The organism is Methylomonas sp. LWB, assembly GCF_001856095.1.
Lineage (GTDB): Bacteria > Pseudomonadota > Gammaproteobacteria > Methylococcales > Methylomonadaceae > Methylomonas > Methylomonas koyamae_A.
On sequence record NZ_MKMC01000011.1, the window covers coordinates 20,614 to 38,684 of the forward strand.

The window sequence follows — 18,071 nt, forward strand, 5'->3', positions numbered from 1 at the left end:
ACTTTCCCGATAAAACTCAATAGCCCCTTTCAGAGGTTTTGGCAACACAATCAATGAAGTACAACAACAATACAATTTAAAACAAGCCGTTAAAATTCATTGTTAAAGTAAATTAAATTTCAACATCTCGCGGAAGTTTTCCGATTTTCGGCTACGCCGGACCGGATTGCGGCATTTTTGCCGGAGTCGGATACAAAGAAGATTCATCAAGGCCATCCTCGCCAATCGGCTCGACTGCGTCGCGCTGACCCGCCGACAGCGAAAAGTTTCCCGCGAAAAAATACTTGGCGTTAAAATCCGCGCCTTTAACCGCGTTGTCTATGGAGCAGCAGTCCGATGGGTAGAGCCTACCAGAACAGAAAGGTGTCGATGGCCAAAACGGCCGATGCGAAGACCAAGGTATACAGCAAATACGGCCGCGAAATTTATGTCTGCGCCAAGTCCGGCGGCGTCGACCCGTCCGGCAATTTGACCTTACGCGGACTTATCGACCGGGCTAAAAAGGATCAGGTTCCCGGCCACGTCATCGACAAAGCCCTAGACAAAGCCAAGGGCGGCGGCGGCGAGGATTTCGCGCCGGCTCGCTACGAAGGTTTTGGCCCGGGCGGTTGCATGGTAATCGTCGATTGCTTGACCGATAATCCGAATCGCACGTTCGGCGACGTACGCCTGTGTTTTACCAAAACCAAATGTAAGATAGGCACGCAGGGCACCGTCAGCCACATGTTCGATCACGCCGCGATTCTGGCGTTTCGCCACGATGACGAAGACAGCGTTCTCGAAGCCCTGCTGAGCGCCGACGTCGATGTCAGCGATATTGAAAACGACGAAGGCAAGTTAACGGTATTCACGCCGCAAGCCGACTATTTCAAAGCCAAGCAGGCGCTGACCGACTTGCTAGGTGAAATCGATTTCGAAGTCGATGAAATTCAGTTTTTACCGAAGGGTTCAACGCCGATCGCGGGCGACGACGCAGTGTTATTCGAAAAATTTTTAGATCTGTTGAACGAACTGGATGACGTGCAAAACGTTTATCACGACGCCGCCTATTGACCGCGAGGAATCGGGAAAAAACTGCGGCAATTTGTCGCAGTTTTTCTGGACAACCCGGTTTTAATCTCTTAGAATGCACCTACCTTGAATTAGGTCGATGCGATTGGCAAGAATCGTCATCTTTCAACGGGGGAGGAGAGCGGCCAGTTCGCTGGTAAAACAACAACAATAAGCGCAGCAAGTTAAGCTGTCGAAATCGATTCGACAGACGTCCAAAACACAATAATAAACCGGACGAAGCCCGCGATATGCGGGCTTTTTTATGCCCAAAGCACATTCAGTGAAAAAGAGAGCATCGCTGGCGCGCCGGAACGACCGAAGTCGCTGTTCTCATCCGCTATATTTTCACGAAAGCTCGCCCAGACAATCGAACGCCAAATCGAGTAACACTGGCCGCATCGCGGCCGCGCTGCCTAAATGCTCGGCAATCAGAATTTCGACCTCCGGCGCCTGACAGCGCATGCCCTCTACTTGCGCCGGAATATCGATGCCAACATGACGACCGGCCGCCAAAAAGTAAGGTAAGACGACAATACGCCGCGCGCCGGCCGCAATTTGCCTACGTAAACCGTCCGAGATGCTCGGTTCGGCAATTTCCAGGAATGCGCACGCGACACCGGCATAACGGCTGCCGATGGCCAAGATGTCCGCCAATCGACGAATCTCGTCGTTAGCTTGTTCTCGGCGACTGCCGTGCGCGACCAGTAACAAGTGAGTGTTCATCGTTTTCATTCGATGTCCTTAGAGATTTGGTGGCGTCGCGACCCACTAACATACGTCGCGAACGGCGACACCAGGGAGGGAGAGGTTCCCGCGACAAAACCTGCGCATTGCTAGGCGTTCAGGCATTGATATCGGCAAATTGGTCTACCGAGTACTGAGACGACACTCGTTTGAAACCTCCATTCTTCCCTCAGTCCGAACCTCGCCAGCAACCTTGTCCTTTGCGCCAGCGATGACAAAAGCACCGCAAAAGTTTCCGCCAGTGTGCCGCGATTGCAGACCGTTGCAGAGAAATTTTCCGCGCGCGATTCGCCTAACCGGCTCCGACGCCTACCATCCACCGAAACACCGGATAGGACTATACTGTCCGCAAACCCTGACGCCGTATCCTAAGCGGCGTTCGGCGTCTACCAACACCGATGAGACTTTCAATATGTGGTTAACCAGACTGTTGTTCAACTTGCCCTTACTCCTGGTTCTCGGATGTGCCGAAACCCCGGAGCAACCGGCGCCCTTACCGCCGACTCAGGTCGATCTGAAGATCGAAAGCGCGCCGATGATCAACCCCGACGCCGACAGCAAGGCCGCCCCGGTTTTGCTGCGGGTTTACGAGCTGCGTGAACAAAGCTCGTTCAATGGCGCGGACTTTTTTGCACTGTTCGATAAAGATCAGGCCACGCTGGCCGCCGATTTGGTCCGTAAGCAGGAATTGCTGATCAAACCCGGCGAGAACAAAGCGATACATATCGAACCCGCCGGCGACACTCGCTCACTAGGGTTTTTCGCGGCTTTTCGAAAGCTGGATAACGCTCAATGGCGCGCCGTCGCGCCGGTGGTCGCGCATCAAAACAACATGGTGACTTTGAAAATCAAGGGGAATACACTGGCTGCCGATGCATCCGCCGAGCCGCCGCCCGCGCTAGCGGTCAAGCCGGCGGAATGACTTGTCGAACCGAACCTATAACCACTCGATGCGAATCGGGGTGTTTCTTAATTTGTTCAATGACTACGAGGAAAAACTATGAATTCGAAGTTTTGGCGCTATTTTGGTGCCGCCGCATTATTGGCCACCACCTGTGTGCAAGCCAAGGACACTTGGCAAGAAGTTGTCGTTGCTCCTGGAGACTATCGGGTTAATGTAACCGGCCAAGCGCGGCGAATTCATCCGAGCTGCGCGTTTGAGGATGGGTACAAGTTTTATTTGAAGCCAGGCAACTCTGAAAAGTTGGTGGTGTATTTCAACGGAGGTGGCGCTTGCTGGAATTACAGCACCTGTTCCACCGCATTCGGCAACGATCCGAGTCAGGCAACTTTTATACCGAGCACCAATCTCGCCAATAATCCGGCAACTTGGGATGGCCTTCTTGCGATAGACAACCCTAGCAACCCATACAAGGACTGGACAATAGTCTTTCTACCTTACTGTACGGGCGACGTGTTCATCGGGGCGAAAGAAACCGTTTACAGCAACCCGCAGCTCAGTCCGAACAACGCCGTTCCCGATGTGTTTACTGTTCATCACCGCGGTTTCGATAACTTCCTGTACGTGATGAACTACCTGGATAGCCGATACAGACATCTTGATAAAATTTTGGTATCCGGCTCCAGTGCTGGCGGATACGGTAGTACGCTGAACTATCCCTGGATTAAGAAAATTCTGGGCCGCAATGCGAAAACTTCTCTGGTCAGTGACGGCAGTATCGGAGTACTGACCGATGAATTCATCCAAGACTCACTGTTTGGAACAAATACATCCTGGTCGATAGAGCAAACCTTGCACCCCGCATTGAGGCGATTATCGAAGGTAACTGAAGGTTTAAATTTTATACCTTCAGCACTGAGGATACTCGCTAATCAATATCCCGAAGATCGATTCAGCCAATACACCAACGCATACGATTATGTTCAAGCAATATTTTGGAATCTTATGCAACCAATCCCGCAACCTTTACCAGACCTGGCGACCTGGAGCACTCGTATGCTGGAAATGACTGTAGCTAATCAAACCAACCTGCCACACAATTATCGCAGCTATATCGACCCCGGTTGTGACCATACGATATTAAGCTACAGTGAGTTTTATACGTCGGCGTTAGAAGGTATTAGCTTTCTAGACTGGATCAAAACCCAGACTGGAGAGTCCTATAGCAAAAAGCATCGCTGGCGCAACCTGAGTTGCACGCTGGGCGAGAATTGTGGCGAAGAAACGTTAACAACGGACGGTATTGAAGCCTGTCTGAATCGATTTTATTCCCGCCTTTTTTAACTTGCGGTTAACTCTACGTAGCCCTGCCTCGCCAATAAGCCGAGCAGGGCATTCACGCCAAACCCTTACCGCGGTTTTCCATCCGCCGCAGAAATTCCGCCATGATGGCGCGGTAAAGTTCGTCGCCCAGATACTGGTCCTCGACGCCGCTGTCGATGCTGGGATTGTCGTTGACCTCGATGACATAGCCCTTGCCGGCCACTTCCTTGACATCCACGCCGTACAATCCGTTGCCTATCGGCTGGGTGGCTTTCAGCGCGGCCTCCAGCACCACCCTCGGTACTTCGAAGGTCGGTAACGTCGCGAAACTGCCGCTATCGGTGCGGTTAGCGCCGTGCCGGTAAATCTGCCAATGATTTTTCACCATGAAATAACGGCAAGCGTACAAAGCCTTGTGGTTAAACACGCCGATACGCCAGTCGAAATCGGTATACAAAAATTCCTGCGCCAACAGCAACGCCGATTGCTGAAATAGTTCCGCGACTTTTTGATCCAATTCCGCCCGATTATTCACCTTGACGATACCCCGCGAGAACGAACCGTCCGGAATCTTGATCACCACCGGGAAACCGGCGGCGGCTTCCAATTGGTCCAGATGTGCCGCATTGCCCTTGTGCAAAATCCACGTGCGCGGCGACGGCACGCGGTGGGTACGGAATAAATCGGCCAAATACACCTTGTTGGCGCAACGCAAAATCGAATTAGGATCGTCGATCACCACCAAACCTTCGGCCTCGGCTTTTTTCGCGAAGCGGTAAGTATGATGGTCTATCGCGGTGGTTTCACGGATGAACAGGCCGTCGAACTCTGGGATACGGCCGTAATGGTTCTGGGTAATCAACTCCACGTCGATGCCCATCCGCCGGCCCACGTGAATGAATTTCTTTAGCGCGCCGCGATTGCTGGGCGGCAAGGTTTCGGCAGGGTTGATCAGCACCGCCAAATCGAATCGCGCTGACTTGCGAGCCCGACTCTTACGCCAGACCTTCTTGCTGAATTTGTCCAGCGCGTCGGCGAACAAGGTTTGCATGTCGTCGTTCAACTGGCGCGGCGATACCGCGGTCAAATCGGTGATTTCCCATTGCTGTTGCGGGCGGAGCGTAATCTTGAGAATCGGGCAGGGAAAACGCTCGAACAACAAGCGCGCCAATTCCTGAAACGCCGGATCGGGTGTGGTGCCGAAATAGCTGTACAGCGCGAACTCGCCATCCTTGTTCTGCTTCTTGAATGCTCGCAGCAAAGGCTCGGTAAAATCTTCCAGTTGCAGACGGTACAAGGCATTCTTGCCCAAATCGTTGATGACTTTTACCGACGGAATCACATGGTGATTGCGCGCTTCCGCGAGCAGCGAACAGTAGTACCCGTCCGATAGATAGGCATAGTCGCCGCACAAATTGATGATCCGCATCCGCCGATCCGGATCGGCATGCGCGGTTGCCAGATAGGTTTCGAAAGTGATGACATGTTCGCTGGGATAATAAGGTCCCCAGTCGGAAAGGTCGTCGACTACCAGTAGCGTACTTGCCATCGCGGAAATTGCCTTGCGGAGAGTGGAAACAAGCTGGGCATTCTGAAACCGACCGCGGATTTTCACAAGCACCAATCCATGCCGCATAATGACGCCGTTACCGGCGCTTGAGCGGGAATCGATTCGGGAGGCAAGAATGTGGCGATTGATGTACGTGGTGTTATGTTTCGGACTCTGGTTCTGGCGTACGGCCGGCGCCATCCCGCCCGATGCGCTGCCAGCCCCATTGGTACCCTGGGCCGAGTGGGTGCTGCACGACCAGCCCGAACACGGCTGTCCGTTCGGCCACGACGACTTTCAATCCAAGCATTGCGTCTGGCCGGGACCGTTGCAATTGCAACTGGAAAGCGGCGGCGGCCGGTTCGCCGGCGACTGGACCCTGTATCGCCGCGACTGGCTGGAACTGCCCGGCGACGAACGCCATTGGCCGCAAGCGGTAAGCGCCGACCGGCAAGCCTTGCCGGTATTGATTCGCAACGGCAAGCCGGCGGTCTATCTGCCGGCCGGACGCTATCGGATCGCCGGCGAGTTTCGCTGGCAACAGCTACCCGAACAGTTAGCGCTACCGGAGATTGTGGGTCCGCTGCAACTCAGCGTGGCAGGACTAACCATTCCTTATCCGACCATCGAGCAAGGCGCGGTTTGGCCGCGCGCCGATGCCGGCGGCACCGGTCAGGATCGCTTGGACGTGCAAGTATTCCGCCAAATCATCGACGATATCCCCTTGCAAGTGCTCACTCGCCTCGATCTGGAAGTGTCCGGCGCCGCCCGGGAAATCGCGCTGCCGCTGGCCTTGCTGCCCGGCCTAATTCCCGTCGAGCTGACTAGCCCGTTGCCGGCCCGGCTGGACGGCGACGGCCGGCTTTGGCTACAACTGCGCCCTGGACGCTGGCGCGTCGAATTGCTCGCCCGCCATCCCGGCCCCGTCGAAGAGATAGCCTTGCCGACCGGCGAAGCCTCATGGCCGAGCGCCGAACTGTGGACCTTTCAAGCCATGCCTGCCCTGCGCCTGGTGGAAATCGACAATCTGCCGGCGATCGACGGCAGCCAGACCAATTTACCCGAAGACTGGCGGCACTTGCCGACCTATCAAGTAACACCGGGGCAAAGTCTGCATTTCAAACTGCTGCGTCGAGGCGATCCGGAGCCGGAACCCAATCAACTGTCCCTGGTCCGGACCTTGTGGCTGGATTTCGACGGCGGCGGCTACACCGTTAACGACAAGATCAGCGGCACGATGAGCCGAGATTGGCGGCTGAACGCGCTGCCGGAAACCCGGCTCGGGCAGGTGCAATTGAACGGCCAAAACCAACTGCTGACCCGGCTCGATCAATCCGACGGCATCGAAGTCCGGCGCGGCGCGATCGAGCTCAGCGCGGATAGCCGCATCGAAAACGGCATCTCTGAAATAGCCGCCGACGGCTGGCAGCAACGGTTTCAATCGCTGCGCGCCGAACTCAACCTGCCGCCGGGTTGGCGACTATTGGCCGTGACCGGCGTCGACAACAGCTCGGACACCTGGCTGGCGCGCTGGACTTTGCTGGACTTGTTTCTGGTCGCGCTGGCCGCGATCGCGGCCGGCAGGCTCTGGTCGCCGGCTTGGGGCGGCTTGGCCTTGCTCGGCTTGATCTTGATCTGGCACGAAGCCGATGCACCCCGCTGGTTGTGGCTGAACGGTCTGGCCATCGCCGGACTCCTTCGCGTGGTACCGAGCGGACGCTTGGCCCGCTGGCTGACTTGGTATCGCGGCGCCAGCTTGGCGGCTCTGGTGATTGTCGCGGTGCCGTTCGCGATTGACCAATTGCGCGCGGCCGTCTATCCCCAACTGGCCGAGCCGGCGGCCTTCAATGATTTCGGCTACTCCGAGGTGCCGGCCGGCGCCGACGCGATAACGGCCGCGGCGCCCGCCGAACTGGCCGAAACCGCCGCTGCCGAGCAGGCGCCGAGGCGCGCGTATTTGAGCAAAGCCTTGCCGATGTCGGCGCCACTCTCGTCGGCCGCCGGCCTGGACCGCATCGATCCGGACGCCAATCTACAAACCGGCCCCGGTTTGCCGAATTGGCATTGGCAACGGGTCCGTTTAAACTGGAACGGTCCGGTCGATAGCACCGAGCACTTGCGGTTCTGGTATCTACCGCCGTGGGCCACCGCGCTGCTACGCGTGCTGCAAACGGCTATCGCGGCCTTATTGGTCCTACGTCTGGCCGGCTTCACACTGCCCGCCTGGCGCCTGGGCAAAGGCTCGGTCGCGTCATTGATCTTGATCCTGCTGATCGCCCCTCACCCACCGGTCCATGCCGCTGATTGGCCGGATCAGGCCTTGCTGGAACAACTGAAAACTCGCCTGCTGGAGCCGCCAGCCTGCGTCCCGCAATGCGCGCAGATTGCCGAGATGCAGGTGTTTGCCCGCCAGGACACCTTGACCATCGAACTGCGAATCGCCGCCGAGCGCGAAGTGGCCGTGCCGCTGCCCGCCAAGTTGGGCATCTGGTTTCCCGAACGCATTGATGTCGACGGCAGCCCCGCCCGGGCAGCAATTCGCCGCGACGATGGCGGCTTGAGCGTACTGGTGCCGGCCGGCGTGCATGTTTTCAAATTGCAAGGTCGCTACGCCAACCTGGACAAGTTCGCGCTACCACTACCGTTGGCGCCGCGCCATGTCACGCTGGAAGCCCTAGGCTGGACGATCGGCGGCGTCTATGAAGACGGCTTGGCCGGACCGCAGTTGGAATTTAGCCGTGAGCCGCGCGAGTCCGGCGAACCAGGCCAAAAAGCGGCCAAACCGCTACCGGCTTTCGTCCGCGTCGAACGGACCTTGCATCTGGGCTTGGATTGGCGCGTCACCACCCGCATCGAGCCATTGGTTGCCAGTGGTCAGCCGGTTTTGCTGGAGTTGCCGCTATTGCCGGGCGAAGCGGTCACCAGCTCGGAGGTCCGCGTCAAGGACGGCAAGGTACTGATCAATATGGCCGCCGGCCAAGAGGGTTTGGTTTGGGAATCACTGTTGGAAAAATCCGCGCATTTGACGCTGAAGGCGCCGGACACGACTCAATGGACCGAAGTCTGGCGAGCCGACGTCAGCCCGGTTTGGCATTTACGAATCGCCGGCATCGCGGTGGTTCATCACGGCGATGCCGGCGTCTGGCTGCCGGAGTGGCGGCCGTGGCCGGGCGAAACGGTCGAATTGAGCATAGACAGGCCGGCGGCCCTAGCGGGCGATACGCTGACGATCGATCATAGCGATCTGGAGGTTACGCCTGGCCAACGCGGCGTCGATAGCCGCTTAAGTCTGCACTTACGTAGCTCCAAGGGCGGCCAGCATAAGCTGACGCTGCCGGCCGGCGCTGAATTGCAAGGCGTGACGATAGACGGCGCCAGTCAACCGATACGCCAACAAGGCGCGACGCTGAGTCTGCCGATTCATCCGGGCGAACAACGGATCGAAGTCCATTGGCAAGCCGCCGCCGAGCCCGGCTTTTGGTTGGAAACCCCGCCGATGGACTTGGGCACGCCTAGCGTCAACAGCGATATCCATATGACTATACCTCGTGATCACTGGCCAGTCTGGACGGTTGGACCGCGTTTCGGACCGGCCGCGCTGATTTGGGGCTTATTGGTCGTGCTGGCCTGCGCGGCCTGGGGCTTAGCGAAAATTGGCCGCGTGCCGCTCGGCGGCGGCGCCTGGTTTTTGTTGCTGGTGGGCTTAAGCCAGCTACATATCGCCGCCGCGCTGACCGTGGTCGCTTGCTTGTTTGCACTGGATTGGCGCGCCCGACGGCCGGCCCATTCCCGACTGGCCTTTAACGCCAGCCAGATCGGCTTGGCCTTGTTAGGCTTGCTGACGCTGACCCTGCTAGGCCTAGCGGTGCGGCAGGGATTGCTGGGCACCCCTGACATGCAAATTGCCGGAAATCACTCCGACGCCTATCGACTGAACTGGTATCAAGACCGCAATCCAGCACGATTGCCGACGGCCGGCGTGGTCAGCCTACCGATTTTCACCTACCATCTGCTGATGCTGGCCTGGGCGCTGTGGCTGGCCAGAGCCTTGCTCAACTGGCTGCGTTGGGCTTGGTTGTGTTGGTCCGTTGGGGGGATTTGGCGCGGAGCAGGCGAATAGGCGTATCCGTCCGCGCGACCGAATGTATTTGCCCGCCGAGTTTTCTCGCAAGCCTCAACGGTTTTTTAATATTTATCGTCGACGTGTTTTTCGCGAACCATTTCATCTATGCATTGCATCACGATGGCGCTGGCGTCCTCGGCTCGGCGCATTTGATTGATAATTTCGTCGAGTAGCCTGGGATCTTCCATCCAGCGATCCCTGGAAATTTTGAAAGCGGCTTGCGTTGCGTCATGGACATCGCCGTGCGGCAACGACAATTTCGCGTAGGCTTGGGTAGTCCGGAAGCTTTGATGGCCCATGCCCTCGTAATACCACTTGCCCAAACGGCAATTGTGATGGTCGACCAGGATGGCTTGCTGCTGCGGACATTCGCCGGAGGCTTCGATCGAAATGTAACCGTTTTGTTTGTAAACGATATGATCGAGCTTGGTCAGTAGCCCGAAAGATTTATCCTTGGCATAAGCTATGTAGCCGACGGAAGCCTTGGCGGATTCGGACAGATTCGAGAATTGGTGACGAAACGCGCTGACCTGCTCGAGAATTTGCTGGGACAGGCCTGCCGAATTTTCGGCTTCAGCGTGCATCTGTTGCACCCGCTTGTTGAAGGCGTTCAAAGTTTTCGACACCTCCAGCGCGGCATTCTTGGTATGCTCGGACAAATTCTTCACTTCGTCGGCCACCACCGCGAAGCCTCGACCGTGCTCGCCGGCACGCGCGGCTTCGATAGAGGCGTTCAGCGCCAACAAGTTGGTTTGATCCGCAATGCCGGTAATCATTGACAGCGATTCGGTGATTTTCTTGCTATCGGCGATCAAGGCGCCGATCACTTCCGACACCGAGTGGACGTTGGCGTTGATGTCGGTCAGCGACCCGCTGATGGTTTCGACGGTCGACAAGCTGGCATCGGCATTGCGGCCGGTGTCGGCGGCAATGATCTCGACCTTTTCCAGCTGTTCGGTGATATTGAGCAAATCGCTTTGATTACCCTTCAGATTGCCCAGCAAGTTAGTGGTATTCAAGGCGTGCAGTCCAGCGGACAAGCGCCGCCGAATCATCAAGCGCTCGTTTTCCCGCATGTGTTTGATAGCGTCGTTAACGCTAACCGCCGACTGCTTCAACAGGCCCGGAAAGCCATCCACCAACGCATAACGGCCGTGATTGCCTTCCGCCGAATGTTTGAAGCAGGAATTGACCTCCTTGAAATAGGCTTCCATCAAATCCAGCGCTTCATTCAACTCCCAGGCCACCTTACCGATTTCACCCATGCCGTGGACTTGAGTGACGCGATGATAAAGTTCGCCGTTATTGGTCAGTCGCAACACGTCTTCTATCCGTTCCAGCACCGTCAAACTTTGCTTGCCGGTTTTCCAAAGATAGTAAGCCACCGCCGGTAAAGGCAGCGTCAAACCGAGCGTGACTATCGAGAATCCGTCGCTAAGCAGGTGGTAGAGAAAAAGTCCGATCGACGAAACCAGGATAATCGCTACCGCAAAATTGAGGCGAGTACGCAGAAACGGAATATTCGCGTTGGAATTGGCCCTTTTCTTCATGACTTAAACTCCGTGCGGTTTGTAGAGGCTCAGAACCAGGCTGTCATAATTCTTCGCACCGGTTTGTTGAACGAAATCCAGTAGATATTCCAACGATTTGTCCGGAGCGTCCTTTACGGAACTGGCTTTCTCGATCGCCAACATCGCTTGGTATACTGGGATCAACGCCTCGAGCGCCGAACGCGGCGGATTACGGCGCACGGAATAGTAGCCCTGCAATTTGCCATTCTTGTCGTAATCCGGCGTGATATTGGCAAAAACCCAATAAAAGCTACCATCGGAGCACAGGTTTTTGGCGAACCCAAAGAATTCGTTGCCGGCTTTTAAGGTATTCCACATAAACCGGAATACGCCGCGCGGCATCTCGGGATGACGGATGATGTTGTGCTGCACCCCGAGTAATTCTTGCTCGGGGTAGCCGGCGATTTCCATGAAGATCCGGTTGGCATAGGTGATGCGTCCCGCCGTATCGGTCTTGGAAACGATAAAGTCGTCTTCGGCAAGTTTGCGTTCTTGATTGATCGGGGTGATCGCTGGTTTCATTTGACCGTGCCTGAAGGCTGAAAATGCCTCGAAATTTGTAATGTTATTATTTGATGCCACGCCCTCCGCAAAGGCGCGGCCGCCAAATGCGCGATCTAATTCAGCAAATTGATCAGTAGGCGTTTTATCGACATTGGCTCGAACGGCTTGTCCAGTATTGCCGAAACCTCCGATTTTTCAATGGCGGCGAGCCGATTCTGGTTTTGCTCGCTGGTGACCATCAGAATCGGCACGCTACCGCGCTCCGGATGCTTGCGGACATGATCGACGAGCTGCAAGCCATCCATGTCCGGCATGTTCAGATCGGTAACGATCAAATCGAAATATTGCTGGTTGAACAAGTCCAGCGCTTCACGACCGTCGGTCGCGGTGCTGATTTGATCGATGCCGATGTTGTTGAAAACCTTGGTCAGATATTTCAACGAGAACTCGCTGTCGTCCACCAGCAATACTCGCAAGTCCTCGATATCGAGATGTTCCAACGCCGCTTTTTCCGGATGGACATAATCCAGCGTCGAATGCAAAGCCGTTGACAAGGCTTGCAGCGTGAACGGTTTGGGCAATATGGCAATCGCGCCGGCCTGCCGGATCGGTTCCAAGTACTTGATGTTGGTTTCGCTGGAAATCAGCAAGAAAGCCATTTCGTAGGACGCCGAGTCCTGCCGCAGTTCGTGAACCAGTTCGACCCCGGTCATATCCGGTAAATACATCGCGCTGATGATTAAATCCGGCCGTTCCTGACGCAGGCGTTCGAACAGCTCGGCACCGCTGCCTATCATGTCGATATCGTGAATATCGCAACGGTTGAGATACTGAACAATAATGTGCTGCTGAGTGTGGGAAGGCTCGACCAGAAAGACGCGCAAGTTGCTGAGTATTGGACTGTTCATTCGCTAATGGGCTTTCATCCGATAAAGCGTAAGGCCGATATGAGCCTGTTTGGCGAAGTGCTTGGCGGCGGTAAAATCTTCGCCGGATAAGGGTAGTCCATTAATCGAACGGTCGCAATAAATCAAGCCTATGGCTTTGTTTTCGGCATGGACCGGAAAAACAAAGCACGGATGGCGACCGATACGCTCGACGATTTGCGCCGTGTACAAGGTGGGCTGTTGATCCGGATACTGCCAGACGCCTTCGGATTGATTCAGCGCGCCGAACAGCAAATTGGCCTGGGCTTCGCTGTTGTGCACTTGGATTTTCTCGCCGCCGACCGGCTTTTGCCATCCCAGCGAAAACTTCTCCTTCAGCGTGTGCTTGTCCGGCGTCAGCAACATAAACAGCGTTCTATCCATTTCGACGCCGCGGTGTATGCCTTCCAAGACCATCTGAAACAACACGTTCAAATCAATGGCGCCGCTGATGTGGCTGCTGATGTCTTGCAAAATTTGAATTTGCAGTTGTTTCTTGTCAGGCTTGGCGTCGGCTTCTTCGTCGGCGGCCCGGGCGACCGCCAACCCGCCGCCGATAAAGCGCGACGCATCGTTGGCGCCGAACTGGCGGGCAATCTGTATCGCTTGCCGAGTGCTTTTCTCGATGCGTTCGCTAAGTTCGTCGGTGGTTTTACCGGTCATGCCGGCCAGTTTACTCAGACAATCGCGCATCGATGCCGAATCGCCGCCGGCTTTCAAGGCTTCGCAGATCTTATGCCCCATCGTTACGGCACGAATGCGCGAATCGGCCGCCTCCGGCCGGCTCATCGCCTCCTCTATCAGTCCGCCTAAGTGCCAGGACTTGCCCAGGCGCTTGCCCAAATCGCGTAATGAAAAGCCCAGCACCTGCTTTTCCGCTTCACTCGACCGCAAACCGCTACGCTCGATCAATTCGTGAATTTTGCGTGCCTGCGGATTATTCGAACACCAAAACGCAATGTGACCAATGTTGTGCAACAGCGCCGCGATGAACACTTCTTCCGGCGAAGTATCGCCGACGATGACCGCCAGCTCCCGTGCCTGCACGGCGGCGTGCAGCGCCAACGCGATTTCCCGGTTGGCGCGCTCCTTGTTGGACGACGTCAGTATCGCTTCGAAAAACGAACAAGCTAAGGTCAGCTCGCGAATCACCTCGGCGCCCAACACCACGATGGCGCGCGAGATCGTGTTCATTTTCTGCTTGGACGGGTTGTAATAAGGGCTATTGCCGACCTTGAGCAATTTCGCGGTCAAATTGGGATCTTGCAGGATGATGGCCGCCAACTCCATCGCCCCCTTATTGCGATCGTCCAGATAAGCGTAGATATGGCTGGCGGTATTGGAAAAGATCGGCATTTCCTGGACTCGGAGCATTTCGGCCCATTCGTCCAGGGTTTTAGGCGGCGTTGGCATGTTGCCGGGCATCCGCTACAGCGCGTTGATCTTCGCGTACTGTTCCTTCAGATTCGTTAACGATGATCGCAAACCGGCCAGTTTTTCCCGTTCCTTGGCAATCACGTCGGCAGGCGCCTTGTCGACGAAGGCGGCGTTGCCCAATTTACCTTCGATGCGCGGCAGTTCTTTTTCGATGCGCTGGATTTCTTTATCCAGTCTTGCCAGTTCGGCGTCCTTGTCGATCAAGCCGGCCATCGGGATCAGGATTTTCATATCGCCGACCAGCGCAATCGCCGATTCCGGCGCATTGTCGCCGGCGTTCAACCAAGTGATGCTTTCCAGGCGGCCCAGTTTTAACAGATAGCTTTCCAGCTCTTTAAGATTGGTTTGGTCGGTTGCCGAGCCGTTTTGCAGCAACACGTTCAGCGGCTTGCCCGGTGCGATGTTCATTTCACCGCGGATACGGCGGATGCCGAGAATGAAGGCCATCGCCCATTGCACCTGAGTTTCGGCGGCGGCGTTAACCGCTTCGGCATCCGTTTCCGGATAGGATTGCAACATGATAGTCGCGGCGGTGACACCGGCCAACGGCGCTACGCGTTGCCAGATTTCCTCGGTGATGAACGGCATGATCGGGTGCGCCAAGCGCAGCACGGTCTCCAGAACCCTGACCAGGGTCTGCCGGGTACCACGCTGCAATAGCGCATCGTCGCTTTGCAACGAGATTTTCGCCAGCTCCAGATACCAGTCGCAGTATTCGTTCCAGGTGAACTCGTAGATCGCTTGCGCGGCCAGATCGAAGCGGTAGCCGTCGATGGCATCCGTGGTTGCGGCTATCGTTTTGTTCAACCGCGACAAAATCCAAAAGTCTGCCTGGCTATAACGGCATTCGGCGCAATCGACGCCGTTGTCCTGGCCTTCGGTGTTCATCAACACGTAACGGGCCGCGTTCCACAGCTTGTTGCAGAAATTGCGGTAGCCTTCGGTACGCTGCAAATCAAAGCGAATGTCGCGGCCGGTGGATGCCAGCGACGCAAAGGTGAAGCGCAGTGCATCGGTGCCGTAGGACGGAATGCCGTCCGGAAATTGTTTGCGGGTGGCTTGCTCGATTTTCTTGGCCAGATGCGGTTGCATCATGCCCGACACGCGTTTTTCGACCAAGGCATCCAGTTCGATGCCGTCGATGATGTCGATAGGGTCCAGCACGTTGCCCTTGGATTTGGACATCTTCTGGCCCTCGGCGTCGCGCACCAGACCGTGGATGTAGACTTCCTTGAACGGTACGTCGCCCATGAACTTCAGACCCATCATAATCATCCGCGCCACCCAGAAGAAGATGATGTCAAAACCGGTGACCAACACGCTGGTCGGATAATGGGCGGCCAGTTCCGGCGTTTTGTCCGGCCAGCCCAGCGTCGAGAACGGCCACAGCGCCGACGAGAACCAGGTGTCCAACACGTCTTCATCCTGAAACAGGGGATAATCGGCAGCCAGGCCGTGCTTGGCGCGGATTTCCGCTTCGTTATGGCCAACGTATGTATTGCCCTTATCGTCGTACCAGGCCGGAATGCGGTGGCCCCACCAGATTTGCCGGGAGATACACCAATCCTGGATATTGCGCATCCACTCGAAATAAGTGTTTTTCCAATTGTCCGGCACGAATTTGATCGCGCCGGTTTCGACGGCTTCGATGGCCGGCTTGGCTAATGGTGCGATTTTGACGTACCACTGATTGGTCAAAAACGGTTCGATCACCGCGCCGGTGCGGTCGCCGCGCGGCACCATCAACTTATGATCGGCGATTTTTTCCAGCAGACCTTGGGCGTCCAGATCGGCCACGATGCGTTTGCGGGCTTCGAAGCGGTCCAGGCCGACGTAAGCTTCCGGAAGGATTGCAAAACCATCATCGTTGGTTCTGATCGCCGCGTCGACGGTGAAGATGTTGATCAAGCCGCCGTGCGGCTGATCGGCGATGACGGTCATCTGCTTGTGCCGCGACCAAACTTCGTAGTCGTTGAAGTCGTGGGCCGGGGTAATCTTGACGCAACCGGTACCGAATTCGGGATCGACATAATCGTCGGCGATGATCGGGATCAAGCGGCCGGTCAGCGGCAGTTCCACCAACTCGCCGATCAAATGTTTGTAACGCTCGTCGTCCGGATGCACCGCCACCGCCGCATCGCCGAGCAGGGTTTCCGGGCGCGTGGTCGCTACGATCAAATAACCGGTGCCGTTGGACAGCGGATAGCGCATATGCCACATCGAGCCGGCTTCTTCTTCCGACAATACTTCCAGATCGGAGACGGCGGTGTGCAACACCGGATCCCAGTTCACCAGACGCTTACCGCGATAGATCAAACCCTCTTCGTACAATTTGATGAACACTTCCTGCACCGCGGCCGACATGCCGTCGTCCATCGTGAAGCGTTCTTTTTCCCAATCCAGCGACGAACCCATCCGCCGCAATTGGCGGGTAATGGTGCCGCCGGATTGTTCCTTCCATTCCCAGACTTTCTCGATGAAGGCGTCGCGACCGTAATCGTGGCGGGTCTTGCCGTCGGCGTTAATGATGCGCTCCACCACCATTTGCGTGGCGATACCGGCATGGTCGGTACCCGGCTGCCACAACGCGTTGCAACCCTTCATTCGGTGGTAACGGGTCAAGGCGTCCATAATGGTGTCCTGAAACGCATGCCCCATGTGCAAGCTGCCGGTGACGTTGGGCGGCGGAATCATGATGCAATACGATGCGCCTTCGCGCTTGGCGGCAAAATAGCCGCTGTCTTCCCAATGTTGGTACCAGCGTTGTTCGATCGCGTGCGGGGAATAGGTTTTGTCCATGAGGTGTGTCGGATCAGCTTGCATTGAAAACAGAACAGGTATTTTAACCGTAAAACACGTTACGAGTCGGCTCTCGGAGCGATACAGACGGATCGGTTTCGAATATCCGCCGCGCCGGCAAAACCCCATCCGCGTAAGCGTGTCCTGCAAACCGGTTTCTTGGTCGTAATACTTGCCTTGGATACGTAGCGGGTTGTCGATGGCTTCGACGGCTGCCAGGAAGGTTGCCGTAGGCGCGGTAGCGGGCGGACCAGACGATGTGGCCTTGGTTGTTGGTCAGTTCCCTAGGCGTGCCGAGATGGTCCTGGTGGTAGCGGTAGGTGCTGCCGCTGGCTTGGGTGTTGTCTTGTTCGTGCAGCGCCAAGGGCCGGAAGCAGCCGGGTTCGAATAGATAGGTACGGCTGCGCTGGCTATCGGTTTCCGCCAGCAGGCGCGAGCCGTCGTATTGAAAACGGGCTTCGCCTTGCGCGGTGTGTTTGGCGATGCGCCGGCCCAGGGCGTCGTAGCGGTACCGGGCGGTCCCTTGCGGGGTTTCCGCGCAGATCAGGCGATTGTCGCTGTCGTATTGGTAGCGGGTGACGATTTGGCCGGCCTTGCCGCGCTTTTCTTCGATCAGGTTGCCGGCCCAGCGAGGACGAAACTTTCTGATTCAGGACTTTGCAGCGAATCAGTACACTTCCAGGCCTGCGATTAGGCTGACGCTAACACTTTCTATTCGGGCTATTCCGATTTAGGGATGCGGCGCCATTTCCAATATACCCTGCAAGACTTCATTTATACCAGAGCTATCCTCACTATATTTGTCAAAAATACTCACCAATCCACTTCGCAGGTTTTCGACAATATAAGAAAACTCATCATAAGAGCTATCGAATTTTTTATAAGGAATATGTAATACAAAATCAACACGCCTATATCGATTAAAAAATGTAGGCCCCATGACTAAAGGCTTATCTTTTTCACGCGTTGCCGAAATAACAATGCCAAGCTCAAAATCTTGTCCTTTGAATTTTTCGTTAAAAGAAGTTATTTCCTTACCCAAGGAGTTTAATCCTTTACGCAACTCTTTCATAAGAAAACTAGGAATTTTATAACTGACATCAACTTCCGGATAAACTTGACATGTAGATATATTCATTGC

Annotated in this window: 13 protein-coding genes and 1 pseudogene; 4 read left to right on the plus strand and 10 right to left on the minus strand. The window is 55.9% G+C overall.

From position 1 onward, the window contains the following. Positions 1–336: 336 nt before the first annotated feature. Positions 337–1,053: a YebC/PmpR family DNA-binding transcriptional regulator gene (locus tag BJL95_RS05610; protein WP_071156169.1), complete on the plus strand. Its 717-nt coding sequence runs from the start codon at positions 337–339 to the stop codon at positions 1,051–1,053. A gap of 345 nt (positions 1,054–1,398) precedes the next feature. Here the strand turns inward: BJL95_RS05610 and BJL95_RS05615 are convergent, their stop codons facing one another. Then, the gene (locus BJL95_RS05615) at positions 1,399–1,785 is read right to left on the minus strand and encodes a sirohydrochlorin chelatase (protein WP_254786693.1); all 387 of its coding nucleotides are present in this window, start codon (positions 1,783–1,785) and stop codon (positions 1,399–1,401) included. 424 nt (positions 1,786–2,209) lie between these two features. On the opposite strand from BJL95_RS05615, the gene tssJ reads away from it, so the two are divergent. Together tssJ and BJL95_RS05625 are read left to right on the plus strand one after the other, a co-directional pair. Next, a complete protein-coding gene (tssJ, locus tag BJL95_RS05620; protein ID WP_071156171.1) occupies positions 2,210–2,719 on the plus strand; it encodes a type VI secretion system lipoprotein TssJ in 510 nt (169 codons plus the stop codon). A 78-nt stretch (positions 2,720–2,797) separates the two neighbouring features. Further along, positions 2,798–4,042, plus strand: a complete 1,245-nt coding sequence (locus BJL95_RS05625; RefSeq protein ID WP_071156173.1) for a pectin acetylesterase-family hydrolase — start codon at positions 2,798–2,800, stop codon at positions 4,040–4,042. Positions 4,043–4,094: 52 nt separating this feature from the next. Here BJL95_RS05625 and BJL95_RS05630 read toward each other — a convergent pair whose 3' ends face one another. Beyond that, positions 4,095–5,570 carry a RimK family protein gene (locus tag BJL95_RS05630; protein ID WP_071156175.1) on the minus strand — a complete coding sequence of 492 codons (1,476 nt, stop codon included), beginning with the start codon at positions 5,568–5,570 and terminating at the stop codon, positions 4,095–4,097. A gap of 136 nt (positions 5,571–5,706) precedes the next feature. Between BJL95_RS05630 and BJL95_RS05635 the strand changes: the two genes are divergently transcribed. Beyond that, on the plus strand, positions 5,707–9,690 hold the full coding sequence (locus BJL95_RS05635) for a hypothetical protein (RefSeq protein WP_071156178.1): 3,984 nt from the start codon (positions 5,707–5,709) through the stop codon (positions 9,688–9,690). 65 nt (positions 9,691–9,755) lie between these two features. On the opposite strand, the gene BJL95_RS05640 is transcribed toward BJL95_RS05635, so the two are convergent. The 8 genes and pseudogenes from BJL95_RS05640 to BJL95_RS05675 all read right to left on the minus strand — a co-directional run bounded on the left by BJL95_RS05640 (position 9,756) and on the right by BJL95_RS05675 (position 18,068). Further along, positions 9,756–11,243: a methyl-accepting chemotaxis protein gene (locus BJL95_RS05640; protein ID WP_071156180.1), complete on the minus strand. Its 1,488-nt coding sequence runs from the start codon at positions 11,241–11,243 to the stop codon at positions 9,756–9,758. Positions 11,244–11,246: 3 nt separating this feature from the next. After that, positions 11,247–11,786, minus strand: a complete 540-nt coding sequence (locus tag BJL95_RS05645; RefSeq protein WP_064029957.1) for a PAS domain-containing protein — start codon at positions 11,784–11,786, stop codon at positions 11,247–11,249. A 95-nt stretch (positions 11,787–11,881) separates the two neighbouring features. Continuing rightward, positions 11,882–12,676: a response regulator gene (locus tag BJL95_RS05650; protein ID WP_064029959.1), complete on the minus strand. Its 795-nt coding sequence runs from the start codon at positions 12,674–12,676 to the stop codon at positions 11,882–11,884. A gap of 3 nt (positions 12,677–12,679) precedes the next feature. Continuing rightward, positions 12,680–14,107, minus strand: a complete 1,428-nt coding sequence (locus tag BJL95_RS05655) for an HDOD domain-containing protein (RefSeq protein WP_231883693.1) — start codon at positions 14,105–14,107, stop codon at positions 12,680–12,682. 15 nt (positions 14,108–14,122) lie between these two features. Next, positions 14,123–16,930, minus strand: coding sequence for a valine--tRNA ligase (locus tag BJL95_RS05660; protein ID WP_071156182.1), 2,808 nt, complete (start codon positions 16,928–16,930; stop codon positions 14,123–14,125). Positions 16,931–16,973: 43 nt separating this feature from the next. Then, positions 16,974–17,294 (minus strand): RHS domain-containing protein, encoded by a 321-nt coding sequence (locus BJL95_RS25630; RefSeq protein WP_231883694.1) that lies wholly within the window; start codon positions 17,292–17,294, stop codon positions 16,974–16,976. An 81-nt stretch (positions 17,295–17,375) separates the two neighbouring features. Then, a pseudogene (locus BJL95_RS26000) lies at positions 17,376–17,579 on the minus strand (hypothetical protein); the annotation flags it as partial. An 81-nt stretch (positions 17,580–17,660) separates the two neighbouring features. Next, positions 17,661–18,068, minus strand: a complete 408-nt coding sequence (locus BJL95_RS05675) for a hypothetical protein (protein ID WP_139306146.1) — start codon at positions 18,066–18,068, stop codon at positions 17,661–17,663. Positions 18,069–18,071: the final 3 nt, after the last annotated feature.

Bases quoted from the DNA above. Each gene is read 5' to 3' on its own strand.
- BJL95_RS05610 (WP_071156169.1), top strand. From the start codon at position 337: ATGGGTAGAGCCTACCAGAACAGAAAGGTGTCGATGGCCAAAACGGCC.
- BJL95_RS05615 (WP_254786693.1), bottom strand. From the start codon at position 1,785: ATGAAAACGATGAACACTCACTTGTTACTGGTCGCGCACGGCAGTCGC.
- tssJ (WP_071156171.1), top strand. From the start codon at position 2,210: ATGTGGTTAACCAGACTGTTGTTCAACTTGCCCTTACTCCTGGTTCTC.
- BJL95_RS05625 (WP_071156173.1), top strand. From the start codon at position 2,798: ATGAATTCGAAGTTTTGGCGCTATTTTGGTGCCGCCGCATTATTGGCC.
- BJL95_RS05630 (WP_071156175.1), bottom strand. From the start codon at position 5,570: ATGGCAAGTACGCTACTGGTAGTCGACGACCTTTCCGACTGGGGACCT.
- BJL95_RS05635 (WP_071156178.1), top strand. From the start codon at position 5,707: ATGTGGCGATTGATGTACGTGGTGTTATGTTTCGGACTCTGGTTCTGG.
- BJL95_RS05640 (WP_071156180.1), bottom strand. From the start codon at position 11,243: ATGAAGAAAAGGGCCAATTCCAACGCGAATATTCCGTTTCTGCGTACT.
- BJL95_RS05645 (WP_064029957.1), bottom strand. From the start codon at position 11,786: ATGAAACCAGCGATCACCCCGATCAATCAAGAACGCAAACTTGCCGAA.
- BJL95_RS05650 (WP_064029959.1), bottom strand. From the start codon at position 12,676: ATGAACAGTCCAATACTCAGCAACTTGCGCGTCTTTCTGGTCGAGCCT.
- BJL95_RS05655 (WP_231883693.1), bottom strand. From the start codon at position 14,107: ATGCCAACGCCGCCTAAAACCCTGGACGAATGGGCCGAAATGCTCCGA.
- BJL95_RS05660 (WP_071156182.1), bottom strand. From the start codon at position 16,930: ATGGACAAAACCTATTCCCCGCACGCGATCGAACAACGCTGGTACCAA.
- BJL95_RS05675 (WP_139306146.1), bottom strand. From the start codon at position 18,068: ATGAATATATCTACATGTCAAGTTTATCCGGAAGTTGATGTCAGTTAT.